Source organism: Pseudomonas sp. Marseille-Q5299 (genome assembly GCF_943737035.1).
Lineage (GTDB): Bacteria > Pseudomonadota > Gammaproteobacteria > Pseudomonadales > Pseudomonadaceae > Aquipseudomonas > Aquipseudomonas putida_E.
Genome location: NZ_CALSFR010000001.1, coordinates 344,840 through 367,478 on the forward strand (window position 1 = coordinate 344,840; position 22,639 = coordinate 367,478).

Genomic DNA, 22,639 nt, shown 5'->3' on the forward strand with positions numbered 1-22,639 from the left:
AGGGTACATCCAGGGTATTAGCCGGGCTTGAGAGCCCGGGACTCGTTATTCACCGACGCTGATCTTCAGGCCGGCCGCTATCGCAAAGGGTGCCAGTGTCACCGCCAGGGCCGTAAGGCTGGCCAGCCAGAGCAGATGGCCGGTCGCCGGCATATTTTGCAACGCCGCCTGCAACGCACCACTGCCCAGGATCAATACAGGGATATACAACGGCAGAATCAGCAATGCCAGCAGCAACCCACCGCGCTTGAGGCCAACCGTCAGCGCCGCACCTACCGCACCCAGCAGGCTCAGCACCGGCGTGCCCAGCAACAGCGAGCCCAGCAGCACCGGCAGGCAATGGCTTGGCAGCCCCAGCATCAGTGCCAGCAGTGGCGCCAACAATACCAGCGCCAGCCCGGAAAAGATCCAGTGCGCCAGCACCTTGGCCAGCACCAGCACTGCCAGAGGGTGCGGCGACAGCACCCACTGCTCCAGCGAGCCGTCTTCGAAATCGCTGCGAAACAGGCCATCGAGCGACAGCAGCACTGCCAGCAGGGCCGCCACCCAGACCAAACCGGGCGACAAGGTTTGCAACAATTGACTTTCCGGCCCAACCGCCAGCGGGAACAGCGCCACCACGATAGCGAAGAACACCAAAGGGTTGGCCAGTTCCGCCGGGCGGCGGAACAACAGGCGCGCTTCACGGCGCAATAACAGAATAAATACGCTCATGCCGCCCATTGCCCCAGGTTCAGTTCGCGATAGCCGGAGGGCTTTTGGTCAAGCGTGTGGTGGGTGGTCAGCACCACCGTGCCGCCGCGCTCGCAATGGCGTGCCAGATGGGCCTCCAACTGCGCGACCCCTTGCTTGTCCAGCGCGGTGAAGGGTTCATCGAGGATCCACAACGGCGGGCTGTGCAAGTACAGCCGGGCAAGCGCTACACGGCGCTGCTGCCCGGCAGACAGGGTATGGCAGGGAACATCTTCGAAACCGCGCAAGCCGACCGCTTCCAGAGCAGCCCAGATCGCTTCGGCTGTGGCAGGCTGGTGCAAGGCACACAGCCAGGCCAGGTTTTCTTCAGCGCTGAGCAAGTCCTTGATACCGGCAGCATGGCCGATCCAAAGCAGGATGCTGGCCAGCGCATGGCGTTGTTCGGCCAACGGCTTGCCGCCCAGCAGGATCTGCCCGGCAGTCGGCTGCATCAGCCCGGCCAACAGGCGCAGCAGGCTGGTCTTGCCACTGCCGTTGGGGCCGCTGATCTGCAGCATGTCGCCTGGCCGCAGCTCGAAATCCAGGTGCTCGAACAGCAGGCGCCAGTCGCGCTCGCAGGCCAGGCCCACGGCTTGGAGGTGAAGGGTCACGGTTTCGCCTTATCCAGTTTACGGCTCAAGTCGCCCCCCTGGCTGCCGTTATACTGGCAGTGGCGGACGGCCGGCATTATTACATGCGCTGCCCCGCTGCCAAGAGGGCGGGCTCGACAGGTTGTATACAATCATGACTGAAATCAATAGTCTCGGCGCACAAAACGTCGTCAACCCGCAGGCGATCAAGGCGGCGCTGACCGGCGAGCTGCTGAACCTGACCCAGGCGCAACCCGGGCTGCTCAAGCCTGGCGAGACCGCCCATGCCGAGGTACTGACGCTGCGCCAGTCAGGTGGCGAGTTTCAACTGGTGCTCAAGCTGATCCAGGCCAACGGCAAGCAGAACCAGCTGCAGGTCACCACCAGCCAACCCATCCCTCAAGGCAGCCAGATCACCGTCAGCCAGCCAGAGAGCAACCGCCTCGCGGTAATGGTGCAACAGGCCAGCGCCAGCAACGTCACCCTCCTCACTCAACTCGATACCAGCAAGGTGCCTGTCGGCACCCTCCTGCAAGGCAAGGTCCTGACCAACCAGGCACTTGCCCTTGGCCCTGGTGCCGCCACCAGCTTTCGCGCGCTGGTGAGCTTGCTCAACAGCGCACAGGCAGGCGCCGTCCTGACCATCGACAGCCCGCGCCCGTTGCCGGTCGGCAGCCTGCTCAGCGCGCTGGTGCAAGGCGACCAGTTGCTACGCTTCGTGCCGCTCAGCGGCCGTCAGGAGCAATTGAACATCGCCCAGCAGCTGCTCACCCAACAGGGCCGCCAGGCCTCCTTGCCCGGCCTGCTCAACGCTTTGCAGCGAATAGCCAGCGACCCGAGCGGCAACGGCGAACTGCGCACCAGCGCCGAGCGCCTGCTGGCCAGCCTGCCGGACGCTCGCCAACTGGGCGATGGCAAAGCGTTTGCCCAGGCCTTGAGCAACAGCGGGGCATTCCTTGAAGCGAAACTGCTTGGCGGCCAGAGCACACACGTGGCAACCGACCTGAAGGCCCATCTGATCAGGCTGGTGGCCCAGGCCTCGGCGTACGCACCGGCAAGTCCAGCCGTCGCCTCCACCACCTTGGCCCAGGCTTTGCCAACCATGGCACGCGGCGCCCTGGGCATGCTCGAGCGGGCGAGCCCGAAGCAACAGCCAGGCGGGTTTCCGCTGCCCTCCCGGTTGCTGCAGGCCATGGAACACGAAGGCGACCTGCAGCAGCTGCTGCGCCTCGCCGCCGCGGCCATCTCGCGCCTGCAAAGCCACGCCCTGAGCAGCCTGCAACAATCCGGCAGCTTGGAAAACGGCAACCTGCAGACCACCTGGCAAACCGAGATACCCGTGCGCCATGGCCTGGATTTCATCCCGCTTCAGGTCAAGCTGCAGCGCGAGGAAACCGCACAGCAACAAGCTGACCGGGAGCGTGAACATCAGGACCCACTGCAGGCGCTGTGGCGCATCGACCTGGCCTTCGACCTGGCACCGCTCGGCCCCCTGCAGGTGCAGGCGCAACTGAGCCAGGGCCGGCTGTCCGGCCAGTTGTGGGCTGAACGTGAACAAACCGCCCGGCTGATCGACAGCCAGCTCGGCGCGCTGCGTGAACGCCTTCTGGCCCGCGGATTGGACGTTGGCGACCTCGAATGTCATCCCGGCATCCCGCCTCAAGGGCCGCGCACACGTGTGGAACAACGCTGGGTGGACGAAACCGCATGAGCAGCAAGCAACCGCGTCAGGCCATCGCCCTGAGCTACGATGGCCAGCAAGCCCCCACCCTGAGTGCCAAAGGCGACGATGAACTGGCCGAGGCCATCCTGGCGCTGGCACGTGAACATGAAGTGCCGATCTACGAGAACGCTGAGCTGGTGCGCCTGCTGGCTCGCCTGGAGCTGGGCGAGCAGATTCCCGAAGCGCTGTACCTGACCATCGCCGAGATCATCGCCTTCGCCTGGCAATTGCGCGGCAAAGTCCCTGTTGGCTTCGACGACGAGCCAGCCCCAAGCCGTGATATCACCCCGCAAACATTGCGTCTGCCCTCGGGTTGATACGGTCAGGCGCGCGGGCGCATCGGTAAAGGCCGGTGAACAACCCCACAATTAATTAGCCCCACCCCCCTCTCTGCACAAGTCACTTTTGCCAGCCCTTCCCCGCTGCGAAAGTGAATACCATGAAGAACCAATACGTAAATGCCAAGGGTGTGCAATATGTGCGCGACAGCCTCGCCGGTTTTCCGCGCCCGGACCGGGCAGCAGCCGACGCCATACGCCAGTGGGCCAAAGAACGCGCCATAGACCTTGACCCTGACAGGGTCGATGCCGTCACGCTGCACTGCCAGTTCAACCCCAAGCTCGGCTGGGTTGCCGTCATTGCGCAGAAAATGACACTGACCCAAGCGGTGCTGTCGAACTGGCAAGGTGAATCGGCCAACAACTGGCTGGGCGCGGCAATCGGTGCGCCTTGGGCCGGACATCTACCCGATGGCCCGCTGACCATCGTCGACAGCCTGCGCGACCAAAGCCTGCTGGGCAACCACTCACCGTATGGCGTCTACAACGGCCTGTTCAGGCATAGCGACAAGCAGCAATACAACGCCAGCACCCATGTACCACTGGACGCCGAGGCCTTTGAGTCCTTTATCTGGGAACTGGACTTGCACGGGCATTACAAGTCGATGCTCGACAGCTACTGGGATGCTCACCTGGACCACTACCGCATCGGTGCAAAAATCAACTTCATCGCCGCCTGCAACAAGCAAGTGGCCGAAGGCAGCCTCACTGACGCTGGCAGGCAACTGGCCTGGCAGGCATGCGGCCTGGAAGCTGCGGCCCCGGTACTGCGCAGCGACGGCACGGCCAGCAGCAAACCGAGGGTGCGGGCCAGGCTGCTGAATGTGTACGGTTATGCGGCCACCGACCTGCTGTGTATAAACGACGCCGTCAGCGACCTGGTTCTGCTCTACATTCCTGGCAACGCTTCGCCGCTGCATGAGTTCAGAGGCAAACAGGCCCTGCTGGACTGGTTCGCCGAACAATGCCGCGCACCCGACAAACGCGATGCACTTCAAGCCCACTTCACGCTCGCTGACCGCGAAGACGGCTTGAGCTACAGCGGCCTTCACACTGCCCTGTGCGGCCTTGGCAGCTATCCAGAACCCTATCATCTGGACAGCAACCGCCCCGGTTTCACGGCAGAAGGCATCTGGCCACCAAAGGACTACATCAACTACAAGGCCAAGGACTACAGCCCGCTGATCCAGGGCGACCTGTTCCTTACCTTGGCCAAACGCCAGAAGCAGCGCAGCTACCAGGATGCGAGTTTCATCATCACCAGCGACCGTGAGGTGACCAAGGCCAGGTGGCGCGGCTACCTGAACTCAGCGATCAACCTGCTGGCCCCTCTGGCTTTGGTGGTACCCGAGCTGGCCCCGCTGTTCGCCCTGGGCGGCGTCGCCCAGTTTGGCCTGGGCCTGGACCAGGCCATTGAAGGCAAGAGCGCACAACAGAAAGCCGAAGGCGTCAGTACGTCGGTCTTCGGGTTGCTCAATGCCGCGCCGCTGATCACTGCCGGCTTGTCCGAAGCCCCCACGCTGCTGCGCATCAAAAACGATGGTTTCGTGCTACCCAGCAGAGTAAACGGGAAACTTGGCTACCCCCTGAGCCCCACCACGCCACCCCACCTGCCGCTGGCCGAAGTGGCTGATTATTTCCATATACCGGACCCTATTGCTCCGCTTGCTGAGGCAAACACTGACGTTGCCGGGGCGATTGTCAGGACGCCTCGCTACGACGGCACGCCTGACGTGCTCGCAGCAATGATCGGTGGTTACCACGCAGAAGTGATTTATGACATGGAGGCTGATGCCTTTCGCCTGGAAAGCGATCTGAATGAGGTCGAGCCGACCTATTACATCGCAACGCCGGGCTCGCTCAACCTGGTTGAAGTAGATGTGCGAACGCGTCCGGTCACCAATGCCATGCGCATGGCAACCCTGCGTGCATTGGGCGTGGACTTGGAGCTCCCCATCGATTTGCCCGCGCCACACGCCGCAGACCTGCGCCCGATCCCCAAGCAGATCCTCAACGTGTGGGTGGGCGACAAGGTCATTCCGGACTTGTTGATCGACAACGTCGCCAGCAACGCCCTGAAAGTGCAGGATACGCAGTACGCGCTGCGTCTCTATCTTTCCAGGGCCGAGCCTGCTGCCTTCCAGGAAAACCTGGCTCGCCTGACAGCGCATGCCCCGGGGGTCGAGGTACTGGCACTTGAAGACCAGCCGTTCTATGCAAGCTTGCGGGGCAGCGACAACTACACCCAGTATCAGGCGGCGATCGACGGGAACGGCGGCGTGGCCAGCAACTTTGCCTCCGCCGCAGACATCTTGCGCTTTGCCCTGCTAGAGCACGAGGGAGGCTTGTACATGGACATCGACGATGCATTGCTGGCACCGGGTGAGTACCCTTCGGTCATCGACGGTGTACCCAGGGGGCAGCCGGGTGAGCGGCTTGATGACGTGACACTCGCCACCACCGAAAGCGGCCTGCTGCTCTACCCCCCTGTGTCCAATGAAAAAATGGGCATGAACACCCTCTATAACAGCAGCCTGATAGGCAGCCATGCGGGTAATCCGACACTAAGGGCAATCCTCGAAGAGATGCATGCGCGCTACCTGGAGGAACCAGGCTTCTACGACAGCAAGCCTACCCTGCAAACTGACCCGCACGGCTTCTATCAATATGCCCAGACCCTTTGCCGCCTCACCGGGCCGAGGCTGCTCACCGACATGGTCGATCGCCACCTGCCAGAGCTCGGCGTCATGCGCCAGATCATCAACCTGTACGCCTTCCCCCGAACCCACTCATGGCAGTTCGTGAACCTTACTGACTTGCGGGCGGTGCAAAGGCAGATGCTCCCGCTTGACCGGATTGCCAGGATCGGCGGATTCAATTCCTGGGTCAGGCCCTGAGCGGCATATTCATTGGGGTTTGTGTGAGCCGCAGACTGGCTTGAACGAGCCGGTACAGAAAAGGAAAAGGCGACCTGGGTCGCCTTTTCAACTACTCGCTGCTTCAACTACTCGCTGCGATGCAACTTGCTCATCAGCTCGGCCTCGGCTTGCGTCAATCCGCAGCTTTCGGTCAACTCCGACACACTCGCCCCCATCCCTACCAGTTTGGCCGCCTGGCTGAAGGTGACATTGCTCGGGTCGCGTTGCTCCAGACGCTCCAACCGGTCTGGCAAGGTGGCCACCACCGCGCGCAACTCATGGATGGCTTCACCCATGCGCACGGTACCGTTCTGGTAGTCATCCAGGCGCTTGGCCAGGTCCTTGATGCGCTGGTCACGCACCGCATCGCCCAGGGCCTGCTGGGCAGCGAGTTCGCGCTGGCGCTTGCTGTAGTTGAGGAAGAACCACAGGCTCAGCGCCCACAACAGCGCCAGGAAGATGACAGCAACCTCGAAAATCAACTCAGATGTTCTCCAGCTCGGACCACTCTTCCTCGGTCATCATCTTGTCCAGCTCGACCAGGATCAACAGTTCTCCATTCTTGTTGCATACACCCTGGATGAACTTGGCCGACTCTTCGTTACCCACGTTCGGCGCAGTCTCGATCTCCGACTGACGCAGGTAGACCACCTCGGCGACGCTATCGACGAGGATGCCGACCACTTGCTTGTCAGCCTCGATGATGACGATACGGGTGTTGTCGGTCACCTCGGTAGGCATCAGGCCGAAGCGCTGACGGGTATCGATCACTGTCACCACATTGCCACGCAGGTTGATGATACCCAGCACGTAGCTCGGCGCACCCGGTACCGGGGCGATCTCGGTGTAGCGCAGGACTTCCTGCACCTGCATGACATTGATGCCGTAGGACTCGTTGTCCAGACGGAAGGTTACCCATTGCAGAATCGGATCTTCCGAACCTTGTGCAGACGACTTTTTCATTCCCCTAGCCCTCAAATTCCGCCGATGGCGGTGTGTTCGCAGTTATTTGTGTTTGGCATGCAACTGCTTGACCGCGCCACTGGCGATCAGCTCGGCCAGTTCGGCGACGTCCAGCAGCGCACACATGTGTTCGATCACCGTGCCGGCCAGCCACGGTCGCTGGCCACGTTGGCTGCGCCATTTGATCTCGGACGGGTCCAGGCGCAGCGAACGGCTGACCTGATGCACCGCCAGCCCCCATTCGTAGCCCTGAACGGAAATGACGTAGTGCAGGCCCTGGCGGAAATCGTCCCGGTAGCGATCCGGCATGACCCAGCGCGCCGTGTCCAGCACCTTCAGGTTGCCCGCCTGACAGGTGAGGATGCCAAGGAACCAGTCCGGCTGGCCGAACAGCGGCGTCAGCTCCTGGCCCTCCAGGCTGTAGATAGAGCCCAGGCACACCAGCGGCACCGCCAGCGTCAGCCCGGCGACGTCGAACAGCAGGCACTCGAAGGGCTCGGCCGCCCAGGCCGGGCGACCATCGACCGTTGCCGGTGGCACGGGCGCACTCGGCGCGGGCAGGTTGACTTCAACCAGCGGCGCGACGGGCTCGGGCGATTGAACCTGGGTCAGTACAGGAATGGCGGCTTCGGCCACCACCTTGGTCTCGACCACCGCCACGACCGGCGCTTCGACCGGCAAGACGGTCGCAAGCACCCCGGCCTGCGGTTCGGCAAAAGGCCTTGCCGGGATGCTGACTGCAGGGCTCTGGACCTGCGGCTGCGCATCTCGGGCCTGTTCTTCGCGCACGGCAGCGGCAAATTCGTCGCTCGCAGCCGGCAGGTCAAGAATGCCCTCAGCCTCGGTGGCTTCCTGCAGCAGACCATCCAGATAGGATTGCAGGGCCAGTTGCGGCCGGGTACCGGTCTTCACCGTCATGAAGCCACCTGTACTGCAGTCTTGTAGGTGAGCAGGTGCTTGAGCAATGCCCGGTAAGCGATCACGCCGCGGCTCTTGCCATCGAACTGTGACGGCGTGACGCCGTTGCGGCTGGCATCGCGCAAGCGCGTATCGACCGGAATGTAGCCCTGCCATACCTGATGCTCATAGGCATCACGTAGCACTTTCAGCGTACCCAGCGAGGCCTGGGTACGGCGGTCGAACAGGGTCGGCACGATCTGGTACGGCAAGGCCTGCTTGCGCGAACGGTTGATCATGGCCAGCGTGCCGATCATGCGCTCCAGGCCCTTGACCGCGAGGAACTCGGTCTGCACCGGAATCACCAGTTGCTGGCTGGCGGCCAGTGCATTGACCATCAACACCCCGAGCAGCGGCGGGCTGTCGATCAGGGCGAAGTCGAAGTCCTGCCACAGCTGCGCCAGACTCTTGGCGATCACCAGGCCCAGGCCACTCTGCCCCGGCGACTGACGCTCCAGCACCGCCAATGCGGTACTCGAGGGCAGCAGCGAGATACGCTGGTCGCTGGTGGGCAGCAGCAGTTGCCCGGGCAAGCCATCCGGCACCTGGCCCTTGTGCAGGAACAGGTCGTAACAGCTGTGCTCCAGAGCATCGGGGTTGTGCCCGAAATAGCTGGTCATCGAACCATGCGGGTCGAGGTCGACGACGACCACGCGCTTGCCCGCCTCGGCCAGCAAACCGGCCAGGGCGATAGTGGTGGTGGTCTTGCCGACCCCGCCTTTCTGATTGGCTACTGCCCAGACTCTCATAGGACAACTCTTGATTCATGGAGGCCGCTGACCCCTGTGCGATCCGGTTTTCCGGACCGCAATGGGTTTGCGGTGACAGAGAATTGACGAGTCACTGCCCCGCCATCGCTGCTGGGGTTGCCGGTGCACTTTGTGTGCCAGCGCGGCGCAAGGCAGCGTCCGGTGTGGCGTTGGCACTGCCGGAGCCGGTCAGGCTGCGGCGTACTTCAAGGTTGCGGGAGATCACCAGCACCACACGGCGGTTTCGCGCCCGGCCCTCAGCAGTGTCATTGCCGGCCACAGGCTGATATTCGCCATACCCCACCGAGGCCATGCGCGCCGGGTTGACGCCTTCCATCGCCAGCAGGCGGACGATGCTCGCCGCCCGCGCCGAAGACAGCTCCCAGTTGGTCGGGTATTGCGCGGTACGGATCGGCAGATTGTCGGTAAAGCCTTCGACATGCACCGGGTTGGCGAACGGTTTGAGAATATTCGCCACCTTCTCGATGATGTCGAAAGCCTTGTCGCTGGGCATGGCATCGCCACTGCCGAACAGCAGCGAGGAATTCAGCTCGATCTCCACCCACAGCTCGTTTCCGCGGATGGTCATCTGGTCGGACTTGATCAGGTCACCGAAGGCATCGCGTACGTCGTCACTGATGGCTTTGAGTGGGTCGACGCTGCTCTGCGCAAGGCCTGCGTCGGTCTGCTCGCTGTCCTTGATCAACGGCTCGGCCGGCTTGATGCTGAGCGGTTGCTCATCGCCGATAGGGATTGGCTTCATGCTCCGCTCAGGGTCGTTGAACACCCCGAGCAGTGCTTGCGAAATGACCTTGTACTTGCCCTCGTTGATCGAGGAAATCGAGTACATGACCACGAAAAAAGCGAACAGCAAGGTAATGAAGTCGGCGTACGACACCAGCCAGCGCTCGTGATTTTCGTGTTCTTCGGTATGGCGACGGCGACGCATGGGTTACTCCATGAAGCCTTGCAGCTTCAACTCGATCGAACGCGGGTTCTCACCCTCGGCGATCGACAACAGGCCTTCGAGCAGCATTTCGCGGTAGCGCGACTGACGCATGACAATGGCCTTGAGCTTGCTGGCGACCGGCAGCAGGATCAGGTTGGCACTGGCCACGCCATAGATGGTGGCAACGAACGCCACAGCGATGCCGTTGCCCAGCTGCGACGGATCGGCCAGGTTGCCCATCACGTGGATCAGGCCCATCACCGCACCGATGATACCGATGGTCGGCGCATAGCCACCCATGCTTTCGAACACCTTGGCAGCCTGGATATCGCGGCCTTCCTGGGTGAGAAAATCGACTTCGAGGATACTGCGGATGGCCTCGGGCTCGGCGCCGTCGACCAGCAACTGCAAGCCCTTGCGGGCATACGGGTCGGGCTCGCCATCGGCCACACCCTCCAGGCCCAGCAGGCCTTCCTTGCGTGCGGTCAGGCTCCAGTTCACCACCCGGTCGATACCGCCAGCCAGGTCAACCCGTGGCGGGAAGATGATCCAGCGCAAGATCTGCAAGGCACGCTTGAACGATGACAACGGTGACTGCAAAAGCGCCGCCGCCAGGGTACCGCCCAACACGATCAGGGCTGCCGGGCCATTGAGCAGCGCCCCGACATGGCCCCCTTCGAGAAAGTTGCCACCGACGATGGCGACGAAGGCCAGGATCAGACCGATCAGGCTAAGGACATCCATCAGACACACGCCTCGACCAAGTGCTTGCCGATCTCATCCAGGCTGTACACCGCATCGGCCAGGTTGGCCTTGACGATGGCCATGGGCATGCCATAGATCACGCAACTGGCTTCATCCTGGGCCCACACGGTGCTACCACCCTGCTTGAGCAGGCGCGCGCCCTCACGGCCGTCGGCGCCCATGCCGGTAAGCACCACCGACAGCACCTTGTCACCGTACGACTTGGCTGCCGAACCGAAGGTGATGTCCACGCAGGGCTTGTAGTTCAAGCGCTCGTCACCGGGCAGGATCTTCACCGTGCCCCGGCCATCGATCATCATCTGCTTGCCACCGGGGGCCAACAGGGCCAGGCCTGGGCGCAGCAAGTCGCCGTCCTCGGCTTCCTTGACGCTGATCTTGCACAGCTTGTCCAGGCGCTCGGCAAAAGCCTTGGTGAACGCCGCCGGCATGTGCTGGATGAGCACGATCGGCGCCGGGAACCCGGCAGGCAGTTGCGTCAGTACCCGCTGCAGGGCGACCGGGCCACCGGTCGACGTACCGATAGCCACCAGTTTGTAGGGCTTGCGCTTGGGCGCTGGCGAATGGGTTGACGCCGGTGCCGCCGCCGCACGGGCAGGCGCCACGCTGCGCGTTGGCGCCGGGCTGGCCAGGCTGCTGGTGGCGGTATGCGCAACGCTGGCAGGTGCCGGCGCAGCCGCCGCAGCGGGGCTTGCGTAACCACCGAAACGACGGTTACTGCGCGAAAGGGTGTGAACCTTCTCGCACAGCATCTGCTTGACCTTCTCCGGGTTGCGGGAGATGTCCTCGAAGTTCTTCGGCAGGTAATCCACCGCACCGGCATCCAGCGCGTCGAGGGTCACCCGGGCGCCTTCGTGGGTCAGCGAGGAGAACATCAACACCGGCGTCGGGCAGCGCTGCATGATGTGCCGCACTGCGGTGATGCCATCCATCATGGGCATTTCATAGTCCATGGTGATGACATCGGGCTTGAGCGCCAGCGCCTGGTCGATCGCTTCCCTGCCGTTGGTCGCGGTACCGACGACCTGGATCGTCGGGTCCGCCGAGAGGATTTCCGAGACGCGGCGGCGGAAGAAACCCGAATCATCCACCACCAGGACCTTGACTGCCATAAACACTCCATTAGGTGGCGCAGCCCGCAAGGGCGCGCCACCGAAATCAAATACGCCGCGCCGCGTAACGCTTGAGCATGCTCGGTACGTCGAGAATCAGCGCAATGCGACCGTCGCCGGTGATGGTGGCGCCGGACATGCCCGGGGTGCCCTGCAGCATCTTGCCCAGCGGCTTGATCACCACTTCTTCCTGGCCCACCAGTTGGTCGACCACGAAGCCGATGCGCTGGGTGCCCACAGAGAGAATCACCACGTGGCCCTCGCGCTGCTCCTCATGCACCTGGCCCTGAACCAGCCAGCGCTTGAGGTAGAACAGCGGCAGCGCCTTGTCGCGTACGATCACCACCTCCTGGCCGTCGACCACGTTGGTGCGCGACAGGTCCAGGTGGAAAATCTCGTTGACGTTGACCAGCGGGAAGGCGAACGCCTGGTTGCCCAGCATCACCATCAGGGTCGGCATGATCGCCAACGTCAGCGGCACCTTGATGACGATCTTCGAACCCTGGCCTTTGGCCGAGAAGATGTTGATCGAGCCGTTGAGCTGGGAAATCTTGGTCTTGACCACATCCATACCGACACCACGGCCGGACACATCGGAGATTTCCGTCTTGGTCGAGAAGCCCGGAGCGAAGATCAGGTTGTAGCAGTCCGACTCGCTCAGACGGTCGGCGGCATCCTTGTCCATCAAGCCCTTTTCCACGGCCTTGGCGCGCAGAATGTTAGGGTCCATGCCTTTGCCGTCGTCGGAAATCGACAGCAGGATGTGGTCGCCTTCCTGCTCGGCCGACAGCACCACGCGGCCGGTACGCGCCTTGCCCGAGGCTTCACGTTCTTCAGGCATCTCGACACCGTGGTCAACCGCATTGCGCACCAAGTGCACCAGCGGGTCGGCCAATGCCTCGACCAGGTTTTTGTCCAGGTCGGTCTCTTCACCGACCAGTTCCAGGTTGATCTCTTTCTTCAACTGGCGGGCCAGGTCGCGGACCAGGCGCGGGAAGCGGCCGAAGACTTTCTTGATCGGCTGCATGCGGGTCTTCATCACCGCAGTCTGCAAGTCGGCCGTGACCACATCGAGGTTCGACACGGCCTTGGACATGGCCTCGTCACCGCTGTTCAGGCCCAGGCGCACCAGGCGGTTACGCACCAGCACCAGCTCGCCGACCATGTTCATGATCTCGTCCAGGCGCGCAGTGTCGACGCGCACGGTGGTTTCCGCTTCGCTGACTGCGTGTTTTTCGGCAGCCGGTGCGGGCGCGCGGGCCGGCGCGGCAGGCTTGGCCGCAGCAGCAGGTGCCGGTGCCGGTGCCGGCTTGGCCACAGGCTGGGTTTGCGGCTTGGCGGCGACAGGGGTGGCAACGGCGGCGGGCGCTTCAGCGGTCACGGCATCGCCGGTGAACTTGCCTTTGCCATGCAACTGATCGAGCAATGCCTCGAACTCGTGCTCGCTGATTTCATCGCCGCTACCGGCAGCTGGCACTTCACCGGCCACCGGAGCAACGGCAGCAGGCAGCGCGTCCGCCTGGAACGTGCCCTTGCCGTGCAGCTGATCCAGCAGCGACTCGAACTCTTCGTCGGTGATTTCGTCGCTGGCTGGCGCGCTGGCTGCAGCGGCCACGGGCTCAGTGGCAACGACTTCGGCCGAGAACTGGCCCTTGCCGTGCAACTGGTCAAGCAACGACTCGAATTCGTCGTCGGTGATCTCGTCACCGGAGCCGGCCAACGTTTCGCCCTGCAGCTGCTGTTCGGCAGCCGCTGCTTGGGCTTTGACCGCATCGAGCGAATCGAGCAACTGCTCGAATTCGGTGTCGGTGATGTCTGCCTCGGCGGCAGGCTCGGCCGGCGCAGGCGCAGCCTCGGCCACCGGCGCAGCAGCTTCGACGCTACCCGGCTCGGCCAGGCGGGCCAAGGCCGCCAGCAACTCGGGCGTGGCCGGGGTCACTTCACTGCGCTCGCGCACTTGGCCGAACATGCTGTTGACCGTATCCAGCGCTTCGAGCACCACGTCCATCAGTTCCGCGTCGACCCGGCGCTCACCTTTGCGCAGGATGTCGAACACGTTCTCGGCGATATGGCAGCACTCCACCAGCTCATTGAGCTGGAGGAAGCCGGCGCCCCCTTTTACAGTGTGGAAACCGCGAAAGATCGCATTGAGCAGGTCGGCATCATCGGGCCGGCTTTCCAGCTCGACCAGTTGCTCGGACAGTTGCTCAAGAATTTCGCCGGCTTCTACCAGGAAATCCTGAAGGATTTCTTCATCGGCGCCGAAGCTCATTAAACGTGCTCCTTAAAAACCCAGGCTGGACAGCAGATCATCGACATCGTCCTGACCGGACACAACGTCTTCACGCTTATCGGCATGAATCTGCGGACCTTCACCCCGAGCCGGATATTTTTCTTCATCTTTTTCAGCGCGCAGCTGTTGGTGGTCATGTTCGATACCGGCAAAACGGTCGACCTGACTGGCCATCAGCACGAGTTTGAGCAGATTGCTTTCGACTTCGGTCACCAGCGCGGTCACCCGCTTGATCACTTGGCCGGTCAGGTCCTGATAGTCCTGAGCCAGCAGAATGTCATTGAGGTGGCCAGATACCTTGCGGTTACCTTCAGCGCTGTGCGTCAGGAAACTGTCGACACGCTTGACCAACTCGCGGAATTCCGGCGCAGCGACTTCGCGGCGCATGAAGCGCTGCCAGTCGACACTCAGATTCTGCGCCTCAGCGGCCAGGTCGTTGAGCACGGGCGTGCTCTCCTCCACCAGGTCCATGGTGCGGTTGGCGGCGCCTTCGGTAAGCTTGACCACATAGGACAAACGTTCGGTGGCGTCGGTGATCTGCGAGACTTCCTCGGCCTGCGGCATGCGCGGGTCGATCTGGAAGCTGACGATCGCACTGTGCAGCTCGCGGGTGAGCTTACCGACTTCCTGATACAAGCCGCGGTCGCGGGTCTGGTTGAGCTGATGAATCAGCTGCACCGCCTCGCCGAACCGCCCCCGTTCCAGGCTTTCGACCAGTTCCTGGGCATGCTTCTTCAGGGTTGACTCAAACTCCCCCAAAGACGTTTGTGTTGATTCCATGGCGCCCCCTGACTTTGTTCAGCCGTTGACGCGTTCGAAGATCTTCTCGATCTTTTCTTTGAGCACCTGGGCGGTGAACGGCTTGACCACATACCCATTCACGCCGGCCTGAGCCGCTTCGATGATCTGATCGCGCTTGGCTTCGGCCGTCACCATCAGTACCGGCATGGCCTTGAGGCGGTCGTGGGCACGTACCTTGCGCAGCAGGTCGATGCCGGACATGCCGGGCATGTTCCAGTCAGTCACCAGGAAGTCGTAATGGCCGCTTTCGAGCATCGGCAATGCCGTGGTGCCGTCGTCGGCTTCGTCAGTATTGGTGAAGCCCAGATCACGCAACAGGTTCTTGATGATCCGCCGCATCGTCGAAAAGTCGTCAACGATGAGGATTTTCATGTCTTTGTTCAATTAGACCTCCAAGCAGTCTCAAACGCGCTCGGCCCCGAGCGCGCATTCAATCAATTCGGTACAACGTGAAAACGACTGCAACGACCCCGGGCTCAACGCGCCCGCCATTCCCCAAGACGGCTGCGCAGTCGCGCGGCGCACTGGCTGTGCAACTGGCTGACACGCGATTCGCTGACCCCCAGTACCTCACCGATTTCCTTGAGGTTCAGCTCTTCGTCGTAGTACAGCGCCAGCACCAGCCGCTCGCGCTCCGGCAAGTTGGCGATGGCATCGGTCAGTGCGGCCTGGAAGCGCTCGTCTTCCAGGTCGCGCGACGGCTCGACCTGGCCACTGGCGCCCTCCTCGTGCAACCCTTCGTGCTCGCCGTCCTGTAACAGGTCGTCAAAGCTGAACAGGCGGCTACCCAGGGTATCGTTCAAAATCCCGTAGTAATCATCGAGACTCAACTTGAGTTCGGCCGCAACTTCATGATCTTTAGCGTCACGGCCGGTTCTTGCTTCCACAGCGCGCATCGCATCGCTGACCATGCGGGTGTTGCGGTGCACAGAGCGCGGTGCCCAGTCACCTTTGCGTACCTCATCGAGCATGGCGCCGCGGATGCGGATGCCGGCATAGGTTTCAAAGCTGGCGCCCTTGCTGGCGTCGTATTTGTTGGCCACCTCAAGCAAGCCGATCATGCCGGCCTGGATCAGGTCTTCCACCTGCACGTTGGCAGGCAAGCGCGCCAGCAGGTGGTAGGCAATGCGCTTGACCAGCGGCGCGTAGCGTTCAACCAGATCGTACTGGGCGTCCTTGGACGCCTTGCTGTACATCTTGAACCCGCTCGCACTCATAGGACCGGCCCTGCGCTGGTGGGCTGCACCAGGCGCTCGACGAAGAACTCCAGATGCCCGCGCGGGTTGGCCGGCAACGGCCAGCTGTCGACCTTCTGCGCAATGGCCTTGAAGGCCAGCGCACACTTGGAACGGGGGAAGGCTTCGTAGACTGCCCGCTGCTTCTGCACCGCCTTGCGCACACACTCGTCGTACGGCACGGCGCCGACGTATTGCAGGGCAACGTCGAGGAAGCGGTCGGTGACCTTGGTCAACTTGGCGAACAGGTTGCGCCCTTCCTGCGGGCTCTGCGCCATGTTGGCCAGCACGCGGAAACGGTTCATCCCATAATCGCGATTGAGCAGCTTGATCAGCGCGTAGGCATCGGTGATCGAGGTGGGTTCATCGCACACCACCAGCAGCACTTCCTGGGCTGCACGGACGAAGCTGACTACTGAGTCACCAATCCCCGCAGCGGTGTCGATCACCAACACGTCGAGGTTGTCGCCGATCTCGCTGAAGGCCTGGATCAGCCCGGCATGCTGGGCCGGGGCCAGGTGCACCATGCTCTGCGTGCCAGAGGCCGCCGGCACGATGCGCACGCCGCCCGGCCCTTGCAGCAGCACGTCGCGCAGCTCACAGCGCCCTTCAATGACATCGGCCAGGGTGTGTTTGGGGGTCAGGCCCAGCAATACGTCGACGTTGGCAAGGCCCAGGTCGGCGTCCAGCAGCATGACCCGGCGGCCGAGCTCGGCCAGCGCCAGGGACAGGTTCACTGAAACGTTAGTCTTGCCGACGCCACCTTTGCCACCGGTTACGGCGATCACCTGTACGGGATGCATGCTACCCATGTTCGTTGTTCACCTTGTCTCGCTTGGACCCAAGCCACACGTGGGGCATGACTGCGGCCCCCTTGGTGTAGGTATTTTGCATACGCTTGATCATCAACCCGCTCTCCTTGGGTTGTGATAGAGATCAGCGAACATGTCGGCCATGGCCTCTTCGCTGGGCTCGTCCTGCAACTGCACATTGACCGCGCGGGTAACCAGTTGGTGCGCCCGCGGCAAGTGCAGGTCGTCAGGAATGCGCGGGCCATCGGTAAGATAGGCAACGGGCAGTTCATGACTGATGGCCAGGCTCAGCACATCGCCGAGGCTCGCCGTTTCATCGAGTTTGGTCAGGATGCAGCCGGCCAGCCCACAGCGTTTGTAGCTGTGATAGGCAGCCGTCAGCACCTGCTTCTGGCTGGTGGTGGCCAGCACCAGGTAATTCTTCGAGGCGATGCCGCGGCTGGCGAGGCTTTCCAGCTGCATGCGCAGGGCCGGGTCGCTGGCCTGCAGGCCGGCGGTATCGATCAGCACCACGCGCTTGCGCAGCAGCGGCTCCAACGCCTGGGCCAGCGATTGGCCGGGGTCTACGTAGGTCACCGGCACGTTGAGGATGCGCCCCAGGGTCTTGAGCTGCTCCTGGGCACCAATGCGGAAACTGTCCATGCTGACCAGGGCCAGGTTCTGCGGGCCGTACTTGAGCACATAGCGCGCCGCCAGCTTGGCCAGGGTGGTGGTCTTGCCCATGCCGGCGGGGCCGACCATGGCGATCACACCACCCTCTTCGATCGGCTCGATCTCAGGCACTTCGATCATGCGTGCCAAGTGCGCCAGCAGCATGCGCCAAGCTTGGCGCGGCTCCTCGATTTCGGCGGTGAGGTCAAGCAACTCGCGGGCGATCGGCCCGGACAGGCCGATGCGCTGCAGCCGGCGCCAGAGGTTGGCCTGCGCCGGCTTGCTGCCTTGCAGCTGGCTCCAGGCCAGCGAGCCGAGCTGCACTTCAAGCAGCTCGCGCAGGCCCGACAGCTCAGAGCGCATGGCATCGAACAGGCGCGGGTCGACCGGTGCCGGTGCAGCAGGTGCTGCAGGGGCCGGTACATCCACATGCGGTTCGATCAACGGCTGCGAGGCGGTCAGCGACTGGCCGGCGAACAATTGGCGGCTGCCTTCGGTGGCATCACTGCGGTTGTCCAGCTCGGCCTGGGCCGTGGCGATGCGCGTCTGGGTCTTGCGCAGCTCGTGCTCGAGCTCGGCATTGGGCACGCGCGGGGCCAACGCGGACAGTTTGTAGTCCAGCGCGGCCGTCAGTTCGACACCGCCAGCGATGCGCCGGTTACCGATGATGGCGGCGTCGGAGCCCAGCTCATCACGGACCAGCTTCATGGCCTGGCGCATATCGGCGGCGAAAAAACGCTTAACTTGCATAACCCACTACCTCAGCCGTTGGGGCCCACGGTGGCAACGATGGTGACTTGCTTGTTATCCGGTATTTCCTGATACGCCAGAACATGCAAATTCGGTACAGCCAGGCGGCCGAAGCGCGACAGCATGGCTCGGATCGGGCCGGCAACCAGAAGGATGGCCGGCTGGCCCTGCATCTCCTGACGCTGGGCCGCTTCGATCAACGAACGCTGCAGCTTTTCGGCCATGCTCGGCTCCAGAAGAACACCATCTTCCTGACCTTGCCCGGCCCTTTGCAGACTATTGAGCAAAATCTGTTCCAACCTTGGCTCAAGAGTGATCACAGGCAGCTCGGACTCAACGCCGACAATGCTTTGCACGATGGCGCGACACAATCCGACGCGCACTGCCGCCACCAGCGCGGCGGTATCTTGACTCTTGCCGGCATTATTGGCGATGGCCTCGGCAATGCTGCGGATGTCACGCACCGGCACCTGCTCGGCGAGCAGTGCCTGCAGGACCTTGAGCAGCCCCGACAAGGAAATGACACCAGGCACCAGCTCTTCGGCAAGTTTAGGCGAAGCCTTGGCCAGCACCTGCAGCAGTTGCTGCACTTCCTCATGGCCGATCAGTTCATGGCAATGCTTCTGCAGGATCTGGTTGAGGTGCGTGGCAACCACGGTACTGGCATCGACCACGGTGTAGCCCAGCGACTGCGCCTGGGCGCGCTGGCCAATATCAATCCAGACCGCTTCCAGGCCGAAGGCCGGGTCACGGGCGGCGATACCGTTGAGGGTGCCGAATACCTGCCCCGGGTTGATGGCAAGCTCGCGGTCTGGGTAGATCTCGGCCTCGGCCAGAATCACGCCCATCAGCGTCAGGCGGTAGGCACTGGGCTGCAGGTCGAGGTTGTCGCGAATGTGCACGGTGGGCATGAGGAAGCCCAGGTCCTGGGAGAGCTTTTTGCGCACCCCCTTGATCCGGGCCAGCAACTGCCCACCCTGGTTGCGATCGACCAGCGGGATCAGGCGGTAGCCGACCTCCAGGCCGATCATGTCGATCGGCGTCACGTCATCCCAGCCAAGCTCCTTGGTTTCCATCGCCCGTTGCGGCGACGGCAACAGGTCCTGCTGGCGTTGCACCTCTTGCTGCGCGGCGAGCTTGGCCTTCTGCTGCTTCTTCCACACCAGATAGGCACCACCGCCGGCCAACAGGCCAAGGCTGATGAAAGCGAAGTGCGGCATGCCCGGCACCAGGCCCATGACGATCATCAAGCCTGCCGACACCGCCAGCGCTTTGGGCGAATCGAACATCTGCCGGTTGATCAGCTTGCCCATGTCCTCGGAGCCAGAGGCACGGGTCACCATGATCGCGGCAGCGGTGGACAGCAGCAGTGATGGCAATTGCGCCACCAAACCGTCACCGATGGTCAGCAGCGCGTAGACCTTGCCGGCCTCGCTGAAGGACATGTTGTACTGGAGCATGCCAATGAGCATGCCGCCGATGAGGTTGATGAACAGGATCAACAGGCCGGCGATGGCGTCACCGCGCACGAATTTGCTGGCACCGTCCATCGAACCGTAGAACTCGGCCTCCTGGGCGACCTCAGCGCGCCGCGCCTTGGCCTGGGCCTGATCGATGAGGCCGGCATTGAGGTCGGCGTCGATCGCCATCTGCTTGCCGGGCATGGCGTCGAGGGTGAAACGCGCGCTCACTTCAGAGATGCGCCCGGCACCCTTGGTGACCACCACGAAGTTGATGATCATGAGGATGGCGAACACCACCGCACCGACCACATAGTTGCCGCCGATCACCACATCACCGAAAGCCTGGATCACTTGGCCTGCGGCACCATGGCCCTCCTGGCCATGGAGCATGACCACGCGCGTGGAGGCGACGTTCAACGCCAGTCGCAGCAGCGTCGCGACCAGCAAAATGGTGGGGAAGGCGGCAAAATCAAGTGGCCGCAAGGCATACACGCAGACCAGCAGGACCACGATCGACAACGCGATGTTGAAGGTGAAGAACACGTCGAGCAGGAACGGCGGTATCGGCAACATCATCATTGCCAACATCACCAGCAGCAACAGCGGCACACCCAGGTTGCCCCGGCCCAGGCCGGCCAGGTTGTGGCGTGCGTTGTTGATTAACTGACTGCGATCCACCGAGAGCCCTCTTCAAGCAAAACTTTGACGCCCAAGGGGCGCTTGGGCGTGGCTTTGCAAGAAGCTTTCCAACTTTGCTCAGGTCACTTTTATTTGCCTGTAGGAGCGGCCTTGCGTCGCGAAAGGGCTGCATCGCAGCCCCGGCAATTCATGCAGCGCCGCTGACAACCAGGGGACTCATCGCAGCCCCTTCGCGACGCAAGGCCGCTCCTACAAAAAAGAGGCCAATTACCTGTATACCTCAACCATCACGCCGCAAATCCGGCGGTATCGGCAGATCTTCCTTCAACGGCTCCGGCCGCTTGCCCTTGCCGGACCGGTACTGACGGATCTGGAACACATACGCCAGCACCTGCGCCACCGCGAGGTACAACCCTGCGGGAATCTCCTGCTCGACTTCGGTGGAGTAGTAGATCGCACGCGCCAGCGCAGGCGACTCTAGAATCTGCACCTTGTGCTCGACCCCGATCTCGCGAATTTTCAAGGCAATGAAATCCGTACCCTTGGCCAGCAGTAGCGGTGCCACCCCACCCTTCTCGGGGTCATACTGCAGCGCCACGGCATAGTGGGTCGGGTTGGTGATGATCACATCCGCATCGGGTACGGCAGCCATCATGCGCCGCTGCGACACCTCGCGCTGCAACTGGCGAATCCGTTGCTTGACCTCAGGCTTGCCTTCGCTGTCCTTGTACTCGTCCTTGACCTCCTGCTTGGTCATCTTCAGCTTCTTGTGCGTCTGCCAAAGCTGGAACGGCACGTCTGCCGCGGCAATCAGCAACAGCCCCGCCGACATCCACAATGCACTCCACCCCACCACCTGGACGCTATGGATGATCGCCTGGTCCAGCGGCTCGTTGGCGATCGCCAGCAACGCCTGGCGGTCGTTGGCCAGCACCACCAACGCCACCACCAGGATGACGACGAACTTGGCAACGGCCTTGAGCAGCTCGGTCAGGGCATTCATAGAGAACATGCGCTTGATCCCCGCCAGCGGGTTCATGCGGCTGAATTTTGGCTGCAGCAGGCTGCCGGAGAACAGAAAGCCGCCCAACGCGATGGGCGCAATGAACGCCACCACGAACAGCAAGATAAGCACCGGCTGCACTGCCCAGATCGCCATCTTGCCCGAGGCCAGCAAGAAGGCGCCCATGGCACCCTCGTCGACGATCACTTCACGGGTCAGGCTGAAGTTGAGGCGCATCATTTCCAGCAGCGTCTCGGCCAGGTGCCCACCGAACGCCAGCAAACCGCCGGCACCCGCCAGGGTCACCGCCACCGTGTTCAGCTCCTTGGACCGGGCGATCTCACCTTTTTCGCGTGCGTCGCGCTTGCGCTTGTCGGTGGGGTCTTCTGTCTTGTCCTGACCACTCTCGCTCTCAGCCATGCTCAGCGCGCCCTCGCCAGTTCACGCAGCCATTGCAGCGCTTCGCTGGCCAATGCCTGGTAGTGGGAAAGAACATCGGCCAGGCCCACCCAGAAGATGCCCATACCCAGCACCAGTGTCAGCGGGAAACCGATAGAGAAGATGTTCAACTGCGGCGCGGCGCGGGTCATCACGCCAAAGGCGATGTTCACCACCAGTAGCGCAGCGATTGCCGGCAGGATCAGTAGCAGACCGGCACCAAATACCCAGCTAAGGCGCCCGGCCATCTCCCAGAAGTGGTTGACCACCAGCGCATTGCCCACCGGCAAGGTGGTAAAGCTTTCGGTCAGCACCTCGAACACGACCAGATGGCCGTTCATCACCAGGAACAGCACGCTCACCAGCATGGTCATGAACTGGCTGACCACCGCCACGTTTACGCCGTTGGCCGGGTCGACCATCGATGCGAAGGCCATACCCATCTGTATCGCGATGATCTGCCCGGCGATGACGAACGCCTGGAACAGCAACTGCAACGAAAAACCGAACAACGCCCCGACGATGATCTGCTCACCGCACAACAACAGCCCGCGCAAGCTCAGCGGGTCGAATTCAGGCAACGGCGGTAACGCTGGCACGATCACCACGGTAATGGCCACGGCCGCGTACAGGCGTATGCGCGCCGGCAGCATGCGGGTACCGAAGATAGGCATGGTCATCAGCACCGCGGTCACCCGGAACAGCGGCAGGATGAAGGTGGCGACCCAGGTACCGATCTGTGCGTCGGTCAGCTCCAGCAT

At 62.5% G+C, this 22,639-nt stretch carries 21 protein-coding genes; 3 read left to right on the top strand and 18 right to left on the bottom strand.

What is annotated here, in order from left to right; all coding sequences use genetic code 11:
• Positions 1 to 45: 45 nt before the first annotated feature.
• Together ccmB and ccmA are read right to left on the bottom strand one after the other, a co-directional pair.
• The gene (gene ccmB / locus NGJ21_RS01430) at positions 46 to 723 is read right to left on the bottom strand and encodes a heme exporter protein CcmB (protein WP_371316859.1); all 678 of its coding nucleotides are present in this window, start codon (positions 721 to 723) and stop codon (positions 46 to 48) included.
• The gene (gene ccmA, locus NGJ21_RS01435) at positions 711 to 1,343 is read right to left on the bottom strand and encodes a cytochrome c biogenesis heme-transporting ATPase CcmA (protein WP_046785334.1); all 633 of its coding nucleotides are present in this window, start codon (positions 1,341 to 1,343) and stop codon (positions 711 to 713) included. Before ccmA ends, ccmB begins: the two co-directional genes overlap by 13 nt.
• 133 nt (positions 1,344 to 1,476) lie before the next feature.
• Here ccmA and fliK point away from each other — a divergent pair, with 133 nt between their 5' ends.
• The 3 genes from fliK to NGJ21_RS01450 all read left to right on the top strand — a co-directional run bounded on the left by fliK (position 1,477) and on the right by NGJ21_RS01450 (position 6,280).
• The gene (gene fliK, locus NGJ21_RS01440; protein ID WP_251961717.1) at positions 1,477 to 3,033 is read left to right on the top strand and encodes a flagellar hook-length control protein FliK; all 1,557 of its coding nucleotides are present in this window, start codon (positions 1,477 to 1,479) and stop codon (positions 3,031 to 3,033) included.
• Positions 3,030 to 3,362 carry an EscU/YscU/HrcU family type III secretion system export apparatus switch protein gene (locus NGJ21_RS01445; RefSeq protein ID WP_046785336.1) on the top strand — a complete coding sequence of 111 codons (333 nt, stop codon included), beginning with the start codon at positions 3,030 to 3,032 and terminating at the stop codon, positions 3,360 to 3,362. The genes fliK and NGJ21_RS01445 overlap by 4 nt, the downstream gene beginning before the upstream one ends.
• A gap of 122 nt (positions 3,363 to 3,484) precedes the next feature.
• Positions 3,485 to 6,280 (top strand): dermonecrotic toxin domain-containing protein, encoded by a 2,796-nt coding sequence (locus NGJ21_RS01450; RefSeq protein ID WP_251961718.1) that lies wholly within the window; start codon positions 3,485 to 3,487, stop codon positions 6,278 to 6,280.
• Positions 6,281 to 6,387: 107 nt separating this feature from the next.
• On the opposite strand, the gene NGJ21_RS01455 is transcribed toward NGJ21_RS01450, so the two are convergent.
• From NGJ21_RS01455 to fliR, 16 genes are all read right to left on the bottom strand, one after another.
• On the bottom strand, positions 6,388 to 6,783 hold the full coding sequence (locus NGJ21_RS01455; protein ID WP_119687533.1) for a DUF2802 domain-containing protein: 396 nt from the start codon (positions 6,781 to 6,783) through the stop codon (positions 6,388 to 6,390).
• A 1-nt stretch (position 6,784) separates the two neighbouring features.
• On the bottom strand, positions 6,785 to 7,264 hold the full coding sequence (locus tag NGJ21_RS01460) for a chemotaxis protein CheW (RefSeq protein WP_003254393.1): 480 nt from the start codon (positions 7,262 to 7,264) through the stop codon (positions 6,785 to 6,787).
• 42 nt (positions 7,265 to 7,306) lie between these two features.
• Entirely contained in the window at positions 7,307 to 8,182 is an 876-nt protein-coding gene (locus NGJ21_RS01465; protein WP_115274189.1) for a CheW domain-containing protein, read from the bottom strand.
• Entirely contained in the window at positions 8,179 to 8,970 is a 792-nt protein-coding gene (locus tag NGJ21_RS01470) for a ParA family protein (RefSeq protein ID WP_046785340.1), read from the bottom strand. The genes NGJ21_RS01465 and NGJ21_RS01470 overlap by 4 nt, the downstream gene beginning before the upstream one ends.
• 91 nt (positions 8,971 to 9,061) lie before the next feature.
• The gene (motD, locus tag NGJ21_RS01475; RefSeq protein WP_046785341.1) at positions 9,062 to 9,919 is read right to left on the bottom strand and encodes a flagellar motor protein MotD; all 858 of its coding nucleotides are present in this window, start codon (positions 9,917 to 9,919) and stop codon (positions 9,062 to 9,064) included.
• Between the two features lie 3 nt (positions 9,920 to 9,922).
• Entirely contained in the window at positions 9,923 to 10,663 is a 741-nt protein-coding gene (locus NGJ21_RS01480; RefSeq protein ID WP_012315493.1) for a flagellar motor protein, read from the bottom strand.
• Positions 10,663 to 11,793 (bottom strand): protein-glutamate methylesterase/protein-glutamine glutaminase, encoded by a 1,131-nt coding sequence (locus NGJ21_RS01485; RefSeq protein ID WP_046785342.1) that lies wholly within the window; start codon positions 11,791 to 11,793, stop codon positions 10,663 to 10,665. The genes NGJ21_RS01480 and NGJ21_RS01485 overlap by 1 nt, the downstream gene beginning before the upstream one ends.
• 46 nt (positions 11,794 to 11,839) lie before the next feature.
• The gene (locus NGJ21_RS01490) at positions 11,840 to 14,065 is read right to left on the bottom strand and encodes a chemotaxis protein CheA (protein WP_196996817.1); all 2,226 of its coding nucleotides are present in this window, start codon (positions 14,063 to 14,065) and stop codon (positions 11,840 to 11,842) included.
• 12 nt (positions 14,066 to 14,077) lie between these two features.
• The gene (locus tag NGJ21_RS01495; protein WP_039601990.1) at positions 14,078 to 14,866 is read right to left on the bottom strand and encodes a protein phosphatase CheZ; all 789 of its coding nucleotides are present in this window, start codon (positions 14,864 to 14,866) and stop codon (positions 14,078 to 14,080) included.
• A gap of 18 nt (positions 14,867 to 14,884) precedes the next feature.
• The gene (locus tag NGJ21_RS01500; protein ID WP_115274187.1) at positions 14,885 to 15,259 is read right to left on the bottom strand and encodes a chemotaxis response regulator CheY; all 375 of its coding nucleotides are present in this window, start codon (positions 15,257 to 15,259) and stop codon (positions 14,885 to 14,887) included.
• A 104-nt stretch (positions 15,260 to 15,363) separates the two neighbouring features.
• Entirely contained in the window at positions 15,364 to 16,104 is a 741-nt protein-coding gene (gene fliA, locus NGJ21_RS01505; protein WP_012315498.1) for an RNA polymerase sigma factor FliA, read from the bottom strand.
• Positions 16,101 to 16,934 (bottom strand): flagellar synthesis regulator FleN, encoded by an 834-nt coding sequence (fleN, locus tag NGJ21_RS01510; RefSeq protein WP_011534890.1) that lies wholly within the window; start codon positions 16,932 to 16,934, stop codon positions 16,101 to 16,103. The genes fliA and fleN overlap by 4 nt, the downstream gene beginning before the upstream one ends.
• Before the next feature lie 93 nt (positions 16,935 to 17,027).
• Positions 17,028 to 18,335 carry a flagellar biosynthesis GTPase FlhF gene (flhF, locus tag NGJ21_RS01515; RefSeq protein WP_046785345.1) on the bottom strand — a complete coding sequence of 436 codons (1,308 nt, stop codon included), beginning with the start codon at positions 18,333 to 18,335 and terminating at the stop codon, positions 17,028 to 17,030.
• Positions 18,336 to 18,346: 11 nt separating this feature from the next.
• Positions 18,347 to 20,476, bottom strand: coding sequence for a flagellar biosynthesis protein FlhA (gene flhA / locus NGJ21_RS01520; protein WP_046785346.1), 2,130 nt, complete (start codon positions 20,474 to 20,476; stop codon positions 18,347 to 18,349).
• A gap of 241 nt (positions 20,477 to 20,717) precedes the next feature.
• Positions 20,718 to 21,860 (bottom strand): flagellar biosynthesis protein FlhB, encoded by a 1,143-nt coding sequence (flhB, locus tag NGJ21_RS01525; protein ID WP_046785347.1) that lies wholly within the window; start codon positions 21,858 to 21,860, stop codon positions 20,718 to 20,720.
• Positions 21,861 to 21,862: 2 nt separating this feature from the next.
• Entirely contained in the window at positions 21,863 to 22,639 is a 777-nt protein-coding gene (gene fliR / locus NGJ21_RS01530; protein ID WP_012315509.1) for a flagellar biosynthetic protein FliR, read from the bottom strand.